At 56.6% G+C, this 12,783-nt stretch carries 13 protein-coding genes and 1 pseudogene; 7 read left to right on the top strand and 7 right to left on the bottom strand.

Annotated features, from left to right (window positions below; genetic code table 11):
* Window positions 1-149 precede the first annotated feature (149 nt).
* The 6 genes from RA157_RS16875 (at window position 150) to RA157_RS16850 (ending at window position 5,634) form a co-directional block, all read left to right on the top strand.
* Window positions 150-1,448 (top strand): NAD(P)-dependent oxidoreductase, encoded by a 1,299-nt coding sequence (locus RA157_RS16875; protein ID WP_350334281.1) that lies wholly within the window; start codon window positions 150-152, stop codon window positions 1,446-1,448.
* A gap of 3 nt (window positions 1,449-1,451) precedes the next feature.
* Window positions 1,452-2,753: an NAD-dependent dihydropyrimidine dehydrogenase subunit PreA gene (preA, locus tag RA157_RS16870; protein WP_350334280.1), complete on the top strand. Its 1,302-nt coding sequence runs from the start codon at window positions 1,452-1,454 to the stop codon at window positions 2,751-2,753.
* A gap of 343 nt (window positions 2,754-3,096) precedes the next feature.
* Window positions 3,097-3,750 (top strand): TenA family protein, encoded by a 654-nt coding sequence (locus RA157_RS16865; RefSeq protein ID WP_350334279.1) that lies wholly within the window; start codon window positions 3,097-3,099, stop codon window positions 3,748-3,750.
* Between the two features lie 292 nt (window positions 3,751-4,042).
* Complete coding sequence (locus RA157_RS17705; protein WP_434058454.1) at window positions 4,043-4,468, top strand: WGR domain-containing protein; 426 nt, start codon at window positions 4,043-4,045, stop codon at window positions 4,466-4,468.
* A gap of 132 nt (window positions 4,469-4,600) precedes the next feature.
* On the top strand, window positions 4,601-4,954 hold the full coding sequence (locus RA157_RS16855; protein ID WP_350334277.1) for an antibiotic biosynthesis monooxygenase family protein: 354 nt from the start codon (window positions 4,601-4,603) through the stop codon (window positions 4,952-4,954).
* Window positions 4,955-5,025: 71 nt separating this feature from the next.
* Window positions 5,026-5,634, top strand: a complete 609-nt coding sequence (locus RA157_RS16850) for a LysE family translocator (protein WP_350334276.1) — start codon at window positions 5,026-5,028, stop codon at window positions 5,632-5,634.
* A 102-nt stretch (window positions 5,635-5,736) separates the two neighbouring features.
* On the opposite strand, the gene RA157_RS16845 is transcribed toward RA157_RS16850, so the two are convergent.
* On the bottom strand, window positions 5,737-6,561 hold the full coding sequence (locus tag RA157_RS16845; RefSeq protein ID WP_350334275.1) for a phosphodiesterase: 825 nt from the start codon (window positions 6,559-6,561) through the stop codon (window positions 5,737-5,739).
* Between the two features lie 52 nt (window positions 6,562-6,613).
* Here RA157_RS16845 and RA157_RS16840 point away from each other — a divergent pair, with 52 nt between their 5' ends.
* Window positions 6,614-7,717 carry a tyrosine-type recombinase/integrase gene (locus RA157_RS16840; protein ID WP_350334274.1) on the top strand — a complete coding sequence of 368 codons (1,104 nt, stop codon included), beginning with the start codon at window positions 6,614-6,616 and terminating at the stop codon, window positions 7,715-7,717.
* Here the strand turns inward: RA157_RS16840 and RA157_RS16835 are convergent.
* The 6 genes and pseudogenes from RA157_RS16835 to repA form a co-directional block, all read right to left on the bottom strand.
* Complete coding sequence (locus RA157_RS16835) at window positions 7,714-8,175, bottom strand: DUF805 domain-containing protein (RefSeq protein ID WP_350334273.1); 462 nt, start codon at window positions 8,173-8,175, stop codon at window positions 7,714-7,716. The genes RA157_RS16840 and RA157_RS16835 overlap by 4 nt on opposite strands.
* A gap of 118 nt (window positions 8,176-8,293) precedes the next feature.
* A complete protein-coding gene (locus RA157_RS16830; RefSeq protein ID WP_350336235.1) occupies window positions 8,294-8,614 on the bottom strand; it encodes a YchJ family protein in 321 nt (106 codons plus the stop codon).
* Between the two features lie 18 nt (window positions 8,615-8,632).
* Window positions 8,633-8,704: pseudogene (locus RA157_RS16825) on the bottom strand (SEC-C metal-binding domain-containing protein); the annotation flags it as partial.
* Between the two features lie 231 nt (window positions 8,705-8,935).
* Entirely contained in the window at window positions 8,936-10,255 is a 1,320-nt protein-coding gene (repC, locus tag RA157_RS16820; protein WP_350334272.1) for a plasmid replication protein RepC, read from the bottom strand.
* Window positions 10,256-10,490: 235 nt separating this feature from the next.
* Window positions 10,491-11,552 (bottom strand): plasmid partitioning protein RepB, encoded by a 1,062-nt coding sequence (gene repB / locus RA157_RS16815; protein WP_350334271.1) that lies wholly within the window; start codon window positions 11,550-11,552, stop codon window positions 10,491-10,493.
* Window positions 11,549-12,760: a plasmid partitioning protein RepA gene (repA, locus tag RA157_RS16810; RefSeq protein ID WP_350334270.1), complete on the bottom strand. Its 1,212-nt coding sequence runs from the start codon at window positions 12,758-12,760 to the stop codon at window positions 11,549-11,551. Before repA ends, repB begins: the two co-directional genes overlap by 4 nt.
* Window positions 12,761-12,783: the final 23 nt, after the last annotated feature.

The raw sequence follows: 12,783 nt of genomic DNA, 5'->3' as shown, positions 1-12,783 counted from the left end.
CGGTCAACGGAGTGACCTTACATGGATCACAGCCTCAATCAAACCGGTTGCTCAAGGTCTGGTATAATAAGATTCTGAAGATTTTTTTACTAGTTGATAAAAATTATATTTGTTCTAAACTGGCCGCTTTCCAACGGGAGGAAGAATTAATGTCTCAGCATTCCCCGGCTGCAGGAGTGACCGCAGGCAGGCAGGCAGCAGAGGTCATAGAGGAGAATTTCTCTGATCTGCACCCGCCGCTTACTGCACACGAAGCATTCGTCGCCGCAGACCGCTGTTATTTTTGCCATGATGCACCCTGCATGACGGCCTGCCCAACATCGATCGATATTCCATTGTTCATTCGCCAGATCGCAACCGGCACCGAAAATGCGGCGGCAAAGACAATCTTCGATCAGAATATTCTCGGTGGCATGTGCGCGCGTGTATGCCCGACGGAAACGCTCTGTGAACAGGCCTGTGTGCGCGAGGCTGCCGAGGGGAAACCGGTGGAAATCGGCCTCTTGCAGCGGTTCGCCACCGACAGCGTCATGTCTCAGCCGCATCCCTATACCCGAGCTCCGGATACCGGCAAGAGGATTGCCGTCGCAGGTGCCGGGCCCGCCGGTCTGGCCTGTGCACACAGGCTGGCGATGCACGGGCACGCTGTCACAGTGTTTGACAGCCGCAACAAGGCCGGTGGTCTGAACGAGTTTGGAATTGCAGCCTACAAGGCACCGAACAATTTCGCACAGGACGAACTAAACTGGCTGCTTTCGATTGGTGGCATTACGATTGAAACCGGCAAGGCGCTGGGCTCTGACATTGCGCTGGCAGACCTGCAGGCTGACTATGATGCCATCTTCCTGAGCATCGGCCTTGCCGGGGTCAACGCCCTGTCGCTGGAAGGTCGCCATGCCTCAGTCATTGACGCGGTGGACTGGATCGCTGACATGCGCCAGTCCGCTGACAAGACAGACATTGCGGTTGGTCGCGATGTTGTGGTGATCGGCGGCGGCATGACGGCTGTCGATGCGGCGGTTCAGGCCCGCCTGCTCGGGGCCGAAACCGTAACAATCGCCTATCGCCGCGGCCAGGAGAACATGTCAGCCTCCCGCTATGAGCAGGATCTGGCAACGTCCAAGGGTGTCCACCTCCTGTTCAATGCAACGCCCAAATCCGTTTCTGAGGGGTCCATCACCTTTACCCGGACCGGATCTGATGAAGAGATCACCCTGCCCGCCGACCAGGTCATGCGTGCCATCGGCCAGACCCTCGACGGGGCGCCCGACAGCATTGCGCTTGAAGGCGGAAAGATCAGGACAGACGACAACGGGCGCAGCTCTGTCACCGGCATCTGGGCGGGTGGCGATTGCGCCTCAGGTGGTGAAGATCTGACGGTCACCGCTGTGGCCCAGGGACGGGATGCGGCAGAGGATATCCATCACCACCTCATGGGAGGAGCATAAGCTATGGCCGATTTGACAAGCAATTTCATTGGAATCAAATCCCCGAACCCGTTCTGGCTGGCATCTGCCCCCCCAACAGACAAGGAATACAATGTCCGCCGCGCCTTTGAAGCAGGCTGGGGCGGGGTTGTCTGGAAAACCCTGGGCGAAGCCGGGCCTCCGGTGGTGAATGTAAACGGGCCCCGCTATGGGGCGATTTTTGGCGCAGACCGGCGCTTGCTCGGGCTCAACAATATTGAGTTGATCACCGACCGCCCCCTTGAGGTCAACATCGAGGAAATCACCCGCGTCAAGAAAGACTATCCCGATCGGGCCATGATTGTCAGCCTCATGGTGCCCTGCGAAGAGGGACCGTGGCGGGACATCCTGAACAGGATCGAGGATACCGGTGCCGACGGCGTAGAGCTGAACTTCGGCTGTCCACACGGGATGGCCGAACGTGGCATGGGTTCCGCTGTCGGTCAGGTGCCCGAATATATCCAGATGGTTACCGAATGGGTCAAGAAGCACTCCGACCTGCCGTGCATTGTCAAGCTGACGCCCAACATCACCAATATTCTCCATCCGGCGCGCGCGGCCCTTGAGGGCGGAGCGGATGCGGTCTCACTGATCAACACCATAAACTCCATCACCTCTGTCAACCTGGATACCTTTTCACCGGAGCCGTCCATCGATGGATGGGGTGCCCATGGTGGCTATTGCGGACCGGCGGTCAAGCCAATAGCCCTGAACATGGTCGCGGAAATCGCGCGCAATCCGGACACCGCCAGACTGCCCATCAGCGGCATTGGCGGCGTGACAACCTGGCGTGACGCGGTCGAATTCATGGCATTGGGTGCGGGCAATGTGCAGGTATGCACGGCAGCCATGACCTATGGCTTCAAGATCGTACAGGAAATGATTTCAGGCCTTAGCCAGTACATGGATGAGAAGGGCATTGCATCGATTGATGAGATCGTTGGCAAGGCTGTCCCGAAAGCCAAGGACTGGCAGGATCTGAACCTGAACTACGTGACCAAGGCCGAAATCAATCAGGACCTCTGTATCAAGTGTGGTCGCTGCTATGCCTCCTGCGAGGACACGTCCCACCAGGCCATCGCAATGTCAGAGGACCGGGTGTTCACGGTCAAGGATGATGAATGCGTGGCCTGTAATCTCTGCGTCAATGTCTGCCCGGTGGAGAATTGCATCACCATGCGGGAGCTGCCGATGGGAGCCACCGATGAACGAACCGGCGAACCTGTCAGACCGTACGCAAACTGGACAACCCACCCGAACAATCCAGGCGTTGCAGCGGGAGAGTAATCCGTCTCACCCCGGTTGATCAAAGCCAGCGCCTATGGGCGCTGGCTGTTTTGTATGGGTCTTCCAGGCCCCTTTCAGACGAGAGATGGACATTCCGGGGTCGAGTTATACACACCACATCTTTGCGCCAGGTCCGGGCGATGGTAACCTGCCCGTCACACTTATCCTGAATGACCTCGAACACACTTATCTTTTCTTCATCCACCACTTCCGCACTGCGTGGCTCAGCCTCAAAACCCGGACGCTCAGAACCTGGGTGAGGCCGCCCCTCTGGTCACCCTGGCCCGAATCCGGTTCGACGCGCGGTGCAGACACAGGCCAACCTTTTGCAAAGGCAGAGACAATGAGCGCTACAGACACTCTGAAATCACAAGCTTCGGACGACTGGCACGCCGCCACGACCCATGCCTTTACCAATGCGCTTGCGGACGGATCACTGGCGCCTGAAAAGATGGCCGGATACCTGCAACAGGACTACCAGTTCATCGAGGGCTTCGTACGACTTCTGGCTTCCGCAGTCGCCCACGCACCAAGCCTTGCCGATGCCGTACCGGGTGCCCGGTTCCTCGGGCTCATTTGCGGGCCGGAAAACACCTACTTCCTGCGCGCAATGGACGCTTTGGAGGTTCCAAGCTCCGCAACACCCGTCGCTGAGACCCGGGCCTTCCAATCCCTCATGGACGAGGCGCGCAATTCCGGTCGCTACGAGCTGATGCTTGCCGTTCTGGTGGTGGCGGAGTGGGTCTATCTCGACTGGGCCACTCCGTTCGAGGATCGTGCCGATGATCTGCCGTTCTGGCTGGGCGAATGGATTACGCTTCATTCCGGTGCGGGGTTCGCAGATGTGGTCGCCTATCTGCGAGGCCAGCTCGACACGGCCTGGACCGGCCTTGATGAGACCGCCCGCTCAGAGGTTACCAGCATGTTCTCCCGTGCAGTCGCGCTGGAACGGGCCTTTTTTGATGCCGCCTGGGCAGGGTTTGACGTGCAGCGCTAGGTCACCTGCAAGCAGGCCCGGCAAGATGACCGCACTTGCGGCGGCTTCACCCAACCCTCCAGCGTGCTTCTGAAAAGTTGATAGACTTTTCAGACAAAAGCTCGCGCAATAACAAACCTTTAAAGCACCGCTAGCAATTCAGGTTAAAGTCTGGTGCGTTAAGACAGCTCGACAAGCCACCCCGGTCGGCTGGGACGGTCAGAAGCGGTCTGCTGCAGTTCTGCATCCTGTTACGACGCTTAAAACAAACGGCGTTTATCACGTTTATAGCCAACAAAACCGCCGTACTGTTATGGTTAATTCTATGTCCGATAATCTTCCATTATCGGACATAGATCAAAGACAAGCCTCATCATCGGATTTTAGACCCATCAAGCCCATGAATCGATCCCCTGCGTTCGATTCAAATCTCTCATTGGACCTGCGGCCTGTAATCCTCGAGATTGCGCCTATGAGAAAGCCGCCCCCTAACGTCTGTCTTACCCTTTACCGCATAGCGCCGGAGCAGAACATGCACCGGTATTACCAGCTCGCGCTACAGCCCAATCTGTTCGGCGGCATCAGCCTTCTGCGTTACTGGGGCCGGATCGGCCGTAACGGGTCCGGCAGAGCCGAACTCTTCGACCATTTCTCCGAGGCCGAGACCCGGATGCAGGCTCTTGCGCGTCAGAAAACCCGGCGTGGATATACGCCCCTGCCCTTTTCGGTCGACTTTTGAGTGCCAGCCTGTGCATCCTGTATAAAAAGCCTGAACAACAGCGCAGAAGCGCTACAGGCTACAAGCTACAGGCATGCTGATGGAGGATATCATGTCAGACCACCCTCACAGGAAGTCCCGCGAGGCCGTCCGATGATTGCCGTGATCTTCGAGTTTGAACCCGCAGACGGTCAGCGCGACCATTATCTCGACATCGCAGCAGACCTGAGGCCGTTGCTAAGTGATATTGACGGTTTCATCTCAATCGAGCGGTTCCAGTCTCTTACGGACAGCAAAAGGCTCCTTTCCCTGTCTTTCTGGCGCGACGAGGAGGCCGTTGCAGAGTGGCGCAGGCTGGCCGAGCACCGGCAGGCCCAGACAGAAGGACGGAATGGCGTGTTCAGGGACTACCGCCTGCGTGTGGCAGGTGTTCTCAGGGATTACGGACTGACATCACGGGATAACGCTCCCGCTGACTCCCGGGCTCATCACAAGGGGCCGGAATAGGAGGTCGATTCTCACCCCTGATAGTTCCACATGAGTCTGAAACCTAACGCGATGTATCCTGGATTAATGCCATGTCACTCGAATTTCTGTTGACCTCTTTAGTCGTTGTCCTGTTGCCGGGCACGGGCGTTCTTTACACTCTGGCTATTGGGCTGAGCCGCGGCTTCAAGGCGAGTGTCGCAGCCGCCCTGGGCTGCACATTCGGCATTATCCCCGCAGCGCTGGCCAGCATCGTCGGCCTCGCCGCCCTGCTTCACACAAGCGCTGTCGCCTTTCAGATCATCAAATATCTCGGGGTCCTGTACCTCTTCTATATGGCCTGGAATATCCTCAGAGACGGCGGGACCATGGATGTAAAAGAGGAAAAGGAAGTGAGGAGTTTTGCGAGAACAGCACTCTCCGCAATGCTGATAAACGTCCTGAATCCCAAACTGTCCCTCTTCTTTCTCGCCTTTCTGCCACAGTTTGTCTCCGCTCAATCAACCCACGTCACGTTGGAGCTGATTAATCTGGCCGGAATTTTCATGCTGATGACGTTCGTCGTGTTTGTCGGCTACGGAGCCTTTGCAGCCGCCGCCCGGGACTACATCATCAAGCGCCCTGTTGTGCTGAACTGGATCAAACGCTGCTTCGCGGGAGCATTCAGCTTTCTCGGCTTGCGATTGGCCCTTTCGGATTAGAGAGCTCCCCTTTGGCGCCAACCGGAATCTACTCCGGTTTAGAAAGTGTTAACCATAGAAACCCCGGTTTTCTGAGGTTTGCAATCGGGCAGACCCGTCCTGTCAGGTTCCCAGGCCGTACGGGCAGAACTGGTGATAATGCAGCAGGACACCTGTGCTGGACAGGCGGAGAACACCCATATTCGGCGCTTCTTCTGCCGGTCTGAAACTGTTCCAGTCCCAGGCAGGTTCTGGCGCCGGGGCCTGATAGAGCACAGACCGCATCGTCGCCAGGGGAAAGCCGTTGACTATGCCTGTTATCGGCCTGTGCACATGACCAATGCAAAGATAGTCAATCCGGTCCCGATAGGCTGAAAGAAGCTCCATAAACTCGGCGCCATTTTCGAGGCCTTCCGTATCCTGCATGGGAAGCCCGAGCGGCACCGGGTGATGATGCATGAACAGGATAACCCGACGGTCCCCTGCCCTCTCCAGGGTCTGACGCAACCAGGCCTGCCGTTCTTCACAATAAAGCCCCGCGCCCGACCCGGCTTTCTGCGTGTCCAGCGCAAGGATCAGCCGGTTACCAACCTCGACTTCGTATTGAATGAAGTCATCTGTCACAGACGCCGGAAGCGCAAGGCTGGCCCGAAACAGCGCCCTGTCATCATGATTTCCAACAAGAGGGTAATAAGGAATTGTCAGCTGTTGAAGATGCTCGGCCAGAGCTGCATAGTCCTCGGGGCTGCCACGGTTCACCATATCACCTGAGATGACACAGAACGCGGCATCGGAATGATGCGCATTGATATGGGAAATTACTGCGCTGAGGCGCTGCCGGGGATCATGCCCCAGAACCAGCCCGTCAGCGATGAAATGTGGATCAGACAACCAGATAATCTTTGCCTCATCGGCTGGATTTCCGGCGAATTCTGCATGTTGACTCATTTTGTCCTACACTATGTGCGAATCGATCAGGCTTGAGAAGGCTATCGCGGACATGGCAGGCAAGCAACGCAGCGCGGCAACGCCCTTTATTACGGAAAATGCTGAAGAGTCCGGGCTCCCCTCCCCTCGCCTTCCCGAGCTTGCGGCCAGTTCCGGTACCCTCGACCGGCTTGTGGATCAGGCGCGGGACTATGCAAGACAGGCGAAAGCCGACACCACAAACCGTGCCTATGCTGCGGACTGGTCCCATTTCAGCCGGTGGTGTCGGATGAAGGGACTGGATCCCCTCCCCTCATCGCCGGAAGACCCTGTCTCTCCCGAGCTAATCGGCCTTTACATCACCGACTGTGCCAGCCTCAACTCTCCATCAGGCCAGAGCGAGACCCTGTCGGTGGCAACAATTGAGCGACGTCTGTCGGGCCTTGCCTGGGTCTACCAGCAGAAAGGCTACAGGCTGGATCGAAGCGACCGGCACATAGCCGGTGTTCTGGCCGGAATCCGGCGCAAACATGGCCGACCACCGCGCAAGAAGGAAGCCATTTTTGCAGATGATATTCTCGCCATGGTCGGCACGCTGGACCATTCGCTGAGAGGCCTCCGGGATCGAGCCATTCTGCTTCTGGGGTTCGCCGGAGGCCTGAGACGGTCCGAGATTGTCGGGCTTGATCTCAATCCCGACGACACGGATGACGGATCCGGCTGGATTGAACTTGTAGAGCAGGGCGCTCTTCTGACATTTCGCAGCAAAACAGGCTGGCGAGACGCTGTTATCGGCAGGGGATCATCAGAAGCGAGTTGCCCGGTTAAAGCTCTTGAGACCTGGATTCATTTTGCAAAACTGGCTCATGGCCCTGTTTTTCGCTCAATCCTGAGGGATAATCGCGCCATTAGCGGCAACCGCCTGTCAGACAAGCATGTGGCACGACTGGTGAAGAAGACTGTTCTGGCTTCCGGCATCAGACAAGAGTTACCAGAAACAGAGCGGCTTCGCTTGTTTTCCGGTCATTCTCTTCGCTCAGGCCTTGCTTCAAGTGCGGAGATTGACGAACGTCATATTCAGAAGCAACTGGGCCATGCGTCACCGCAAATGACCCGGCGCTACCAGCAGATCCGCGACCGGTTCAAGATCAATCTGACAAAGGCAGCGGGTCTTTAAACAAAGGCATGCCCGCGACTTTTCTCAGCCACGTGCCGATGTCCGTATTGATTTGGCCCCCGGGTTCCTGTGCGAAATCCCAGCTCGACCAGAAGCCAGAGATTCAACAGGGCTGTCACCACACCCGAACCGATCATGGCGAATTGCGGCTTGAGAAGCAGAAACAGACAGACGTCCAGCGCAGCTGTTAAAATCAGAAAGCCCGGATACCACCATCCGCTTCGGTTACTGTCATGCAATCGTTTGATGACAAGCGCCACCGGCATGGTCACAGCAAATACGATCATCGGCACAATCAGGGCAGCGCTTACCAGATCCGGCAGCATCATTGATATCAGCATGAAGAGGCTCGCATACGCCGCAGCCATAACGCTCAGCCCGACCCAAAACTGCAATCGGGAAATACGGCCTTCAAATTCAAACAAAAGAAACTGATAATCCTGTCTCAGGAACTGCACCGGAGAACTCCTTACTTCAAACACCCGATGCGGTTCTATCGCTGCAAATTCTCTGGGACAAACGCCAAGCGGAAGAAGCGTTAAATGCCTCTGACCGGGAAACCGGCAATTTTATCTTTTACTCGGGGAGGGCTTCCACATAGTACCAGCGGCCCGCTTTTTTTCGAAACCGGCTGAGCTCTCGATGGGTATCCAACCGCCCATTGGCAAGATAGCGCGCTTCAAACAGAACTGTACCATCCCGATCCTTCTCGGATCCCAGATTGGTCGCAATTACCGTGAGTCCGGCCCAATGGTTCCGGGCTGCCCATTCACCCACAGCCACCGGATCAAAATAAGGCTGATGCTTTGGCCAAAGCGTCTCTTTCAGATAGTCAACAGCCACCAGAACATGAGCGGTGTAGCGGGAACGCATCAAGTGTTCCGCCGTTTGTGGCACCGCCTCACCATTCAGGAACCGGCCGCAGCAGTCAGCCAGAGACCGGTCTGAGCCGCAAGGGCAGGGGGTGTTATGGTCTGCTTCTATCATGCTTGATCTCAATCTCGACATTGCTGTTTTAACAGCTGTTAAAATCAAGTCGGCTAAATGTCACCCAATATTCCACGTCCGGCTATTTACAGCGTGCTTCTGAAAAGTTGATAGACTTTTCGGATAAAAGCTCGCGCAGAAACATACTGTTAAAGCACCGCTGCCAATTCAGGTTAAAGGTTTGGTGTTTTAACAGCTGTTAAAACCACTCGACCCATAATCCAAGCCTCATCAAACATCCGGTTTCACCTTCTTGCGCATCAACGCCTCAATGGCGGCCAGAGGCGTAAAGCCGTCCTTGGCGGTGAGGGCGCGCAGATATCCGCCCGGGGATTGGATAACATCGGCCCGCTGCACGATTGTGGCAATTGTTACAGCCGCTGCATAAACACCCATCCTGTTCCGCGCTTCAGTCCAGGCGCTTTCACTGATACCGAGTGCCAGACAGGCGCGATCGGCCGCTTCCACCAAACCAGCCCAGGATATGATGGGATCCGGTTGACAGGCCTGAAGTTGAGGGCAGGCATCTAGAACGGTCTTCAGATGAAGCTTCATGTCCATCCACTTGTTCGATGGCGAGCTTCCCGGACTTTCACCTCGAAGAGTGCTTCTCGCTTCAGGGGAAGGTGACTTTATACCTCCATCATCTGTCTTCTCCTGGGATCGGGAATAGGGCGCTTCATCTGAATGCTGAGGGTCTTTGTTATCATCCGGCGAAGCGTCTTCATTCCAATCTGGTGAGCTTTTTTCAGAGTCAGAATAGGGAATCGGTTTTGAATCTTGTTTGTGTCGCTCAGAATTAGCGGCATTGCCGTTCATATTCTTAAAATTTATCTTCAGTTTCAGATTCTTATGAACGGTTTCGTTGAGTGAGAAGATCGCCTGATATGCCGCCTGAAGCTCCTCGAGGCTCGCTCTCCGCTTCAGTGGGGCCGCCAGGCGTGCATAATCCTCCAGCAACTGCGCCCAGGGGCCAGGGAGCGCTTCCTCAATAGCAAACTCAATGGTCTTGCAGACGTCGCGGCGCAGCAGGGTGATCTGCTCCCTGAGGTCCTGACACAGGCGGCGTTCCTGACGCATGACTTTGGCCTTTTCCCTCAGCTGGCTGGCATGAGCCAGAAGAGCCGAGAGATCGAAACCAAAGGCCTTTGTGATCTCGCCATCACCATCCCGACGGGCATAACGCTTGCCATTGGGGCTGTCGCGCCGGACCAGGAGGCCGGACTGTACGAGACTGGTCAGATGCCGCCGCAGGGTCGGTTCGGAAATGCCGTGGGCACGGGAGCAGAGCGACTGATTGGACGGAAAGACAATCAGATTGCCATCACCCGCAAGCTCATCGTCTGGATAAAAGGATAAAAGAGCCGACAACACAGCAACAGCCCGGTCAGAAAGGCCGTAATCATGCCGCGTGTCGGTAAGATCCCGCAGGATCTGCCATTTGTCTGCCCGGGCAGAATCCGGACAAGACCCGGCCAGAGCCTGGCCTTTCAGCGCACGCGCTGTCAGCCCGGCAGCCCCAAAGGGCGCGGATACCGCAATGTCTGTCATGATGGTCTGTCATCAGGCAAAGAGAAATTATCCACGCAAAACGGCGTGCTAAACCTTGACACAAAGATGAGAAGCTGATTCTGTAGCAGGTGCTAAATGATACAGGGCTTCTGGGTGGTCATACTGCCTGGAGGCCTTTTTCTTTGCTCTCTGTCTCCATTCTATGGGCAATATCTCTCGATCATTGCTCCGGTTCCGATGACAGGTCACGCTGTCACCGCTCGAACTCTACCTGCTATTGCTCCGCTTCAAATCGCGCCAGCAGGGCAGGTATCTGGTCTGCCAGATAATCCGCAAACTCTTTATTCTCCAGCGTTAACAACGCTTTACGTCCCGATTTCTTCAACAACCCCACCATCTGGCCGTCAATCGTGATCTCAGTTGTCTCCTGCGTATCACTCTCTGGCGATCCGCTCCTTGCTTCATCCCGGGCGGCACGTGCCGTCAGATGATCGAGCACGGCCAGAAAGCGCTGGTCCGAGCCGTCAATCTGGCCAAACCCGGCCGACCGGATATAGGCGAGGGCGCTTTTTTCTGCGTCTTCCTCCTCCACCAGACTCACAAGCTTCATCCAGCGCGGTCGGCCAATCTTAGGGGCAGGACCGATGGCGAGGATAAGTTTTTCGTTTATCCCTGTCTTGATCCGCTTCATGTAGGAGGCTTCGGCATCGGTAACCGACAGGGCCAGCTTGACCCGCGCCACCTCTTCAGCCGGGTCATCCGTCAGCGCCCTTACATGCGCCGCAAACAGAACCCGCTCGATATAGCTGAGATTCTCACGGGCCGAATTCTCAAGCCCCTGGGCCTGAACCAGTTCCGCATCAGTGAGGTCCCGGATAATCGCCCTGACGGGCCTGTCACCCAGTTCCTGCACGGCCCGGAGACGACGATGGCCATAAGCCACCTGATAACGGCCTTCATTGTCAGCAGAAGGACGAACCAGAACCGGAATCTGCTGCCCTTCGGCTGCAATAGACTGCTTCAGAAGCTCAAAGGCCTCCTCAGCGCCGCTATCCACCAGCCTGTCCGGGAAAGGGGAGGGGTCTATCAGGGCCGGATCAAGAGTACTGACGCCGGTGGCGGCTGCACTGTCCAGTTCCGTCTTCAGCCGGTCCCGTTCCTCACGCAGCTCCGAGATAACCGTGTCCTTGGTCGCCGAGATTACGCCAGAGCCCACACGCTGCGCAGCCCCACCAGCGGGGGCAGGGGAGGGTGTCTTGCTCCCCTGTTCCAGATCGTCAGCCATCGAGCTGACAATGGAGCTGAACAATTGCGTCCGTGACGGCTTCTTGGTCATGTCTCCCGTCCCCAACAGCGTTTGAGCAGGTCAAGAATCTCGAAATTCACCGCATCCGCGCTTTCAATGGCGCGCTTATAGGTATCCCGGGACATGGAACTGGCCTCAATCTCATAAAGCGAGCGCTTGTCGAGCCCGGCATTGGCAATGGCTGTTGTCTCAAACACCGCATTGGTCAGCACATCTTCGCCAAACAGCATCCGCAACAGTCCGACAACCTGCTGCTGGGGCGCATCATTGGGATTGTGCCGTGTGATGAGAAACCGCATGAAATCCATGTTCATGGTGCCGCCGGCGGCTTCAATCACCGCCATCAGATCGCTGAGCATCAGCAGAAACTGGTTCATGGAGGCCACATCCAGCATGGCCGGATGAACGGTGACCAGAAGACCGGTTGAGGCAAACAGAGCCCCCAGTGTCAGATAACCGAGCTGCGGGGGTGTATCGAACACCACCACATCATAATCGTCCTCCACTTCAGCAATCACATTGGCGATCCGGCGGAAAAATACGTCCTGCCCCCGTGCCTGACCGGTGGCTATCGCCTGCGGCGTGGCATGCTCGAACTCCATCAGCTCCAGATTCGCCGGCACCAGATCGAGCCCGTCGAAATAGGTTTTTCGAATCACGGACCGGAAGGGCTTGCGCTCCTCATCGTAGCGAATGGCCGCCCACAGGGTCTCATTGCTGGCCACGTCCAGCTCCGGCTGGGCACCGAACATGGCGCTCATGGAGGCCTGCGGGTCCAGATCCACAGCCAGCACCCGGTATCCCTGAAGCGCCAGGAAATGTGCCAGATGCACGCTGCTTGTCGTCTTGGCCGACCCGCCCTTGAAATTCGAAACCGAAATGACCTGCAGCCGGTCCCCCGCCTGCCGCCTGGGCCGAAAACGCAAAGCGTCTGCTGGCCGCTTGCTCGCGAGAATATCCCGCAGCTCGTTGATTTCTTTGAGGGAATAAATCCGGCGCCCATTCGGCAGGCGCTCCGGGTCAGGCCCTTCTCCATCCAGTGACATCTGCCGGATCGTGCTCTCGGCAATGCCCAGCAGACGGGCTGATTCAGGGGCTGAGAACTTGCGCAGGTTTTTCTGCGCCTGAGGCGGATACATCCGTTCACGCAGGGCATTCAGCTGCGTTGACAACAGCGACGCATAGCGTTCAATCTGCTGCGAAGGGCTCTCAAATGCCTGATCCGTATCCACTGTCATTCCTGATCGCTTCTGGCTATCTA

The sequence above is a fragment of the Coralliovum pocilloporae genome (assembly GCF_030845175.1).
GTDB classification, from domain to species: Bacteria; Pseudomonadota; Alphaproteobacteria; order Rhizobiales; family Cohaesibacteraceae; genus Coralliovum; species Coralliovum pocilloporae.
Note: the sequence above shows the minus strand (reverse complement) of the source record. Positions and strands in the feature narration are given on the sequence as shown.

What these genes read in the sequence shown, in the direction of transcription:
- RA157_RS16875 (WP_350334281.1), top strand. Translation starts at nt 150, where the DNA reads ATGTCTCAGCATTCCCCGGCTGCAGGAGTGACCGCAGGCAGGCAGGCA.
- preA (WP_350334280.1), top strand. Translation starts at nt 1,452, where the DNA reads ATGGCCGATTTGACAAGCAATTTCATTGGAATCAAATCCCCGAACCCG.
- RA157_RS16865 (WP_350334279.1), top strand. Translation starts at nt 3,097, where the DNA reads ATGAGCGCTACAGACACTCTGAAATCACAAGCTTCGGACGACTGGCAC.
- RA157_RS17705 (WP_434058454.1), top strand. Translation starts at nt 4,043, where the DNA reads ATGGTTAATTCTATGTCCGATAATCTTCCATTATCGGACATAGATCAA.
- RA157_RS16855 (WP_350334277.1), top strand. Translation starts at nt 4,601, where the DNA reads ATGATTGCCGTGATCTTCGAGTTTGAACCCGCAGACGGTCAGCGCGAC.
- RA157_RS16850 (WP_350334276.1), top strand. Translation starts at nt 5,026, where the DNA reads ATGTCACTCGAATTTCTGTTGACCTCTTTAGTCGTTGTCCTGTTGCCG.
- RA157_RS16845 (WP_350334275.1), bottom strand. Translation starts at nt 6,561, where the DNA reads ATGAGTCAACATGCAGAATTCGCCGGAAATCCAGCCGATGAGGCAAAG.
- RA157_RS16840 (WP_350334274.1), top strand. Translation starts at nt 6,614, where the DNA reads ATGGCAGGCAAGCAACGCAGCGCGGCAACGCCCTTTATTACGGAAAAT.
- repC (WP_350334272.1), bottom strand. Translation starts at nt 10,255, where the DNA reads ATGACAGACATTGCGGTATCCGCGCCCTTTGGGGCTGCCGGGCTGACA.
- repB (WP_350334271.1), bottom strand. Translation starts at nt 11,552, where the DNA reads ATGACCAAGAAGCCGTCACGGACGCAATTGTTCAGCTCCATTGTCAGC.
- repA (WP_350334270.1), bottom strand. Translation starts at nt 12,760, where the DNA reads ATGACAGTGGATACGGATCAGGCATTTGAGAGCCCTTCGCAGCAGATT.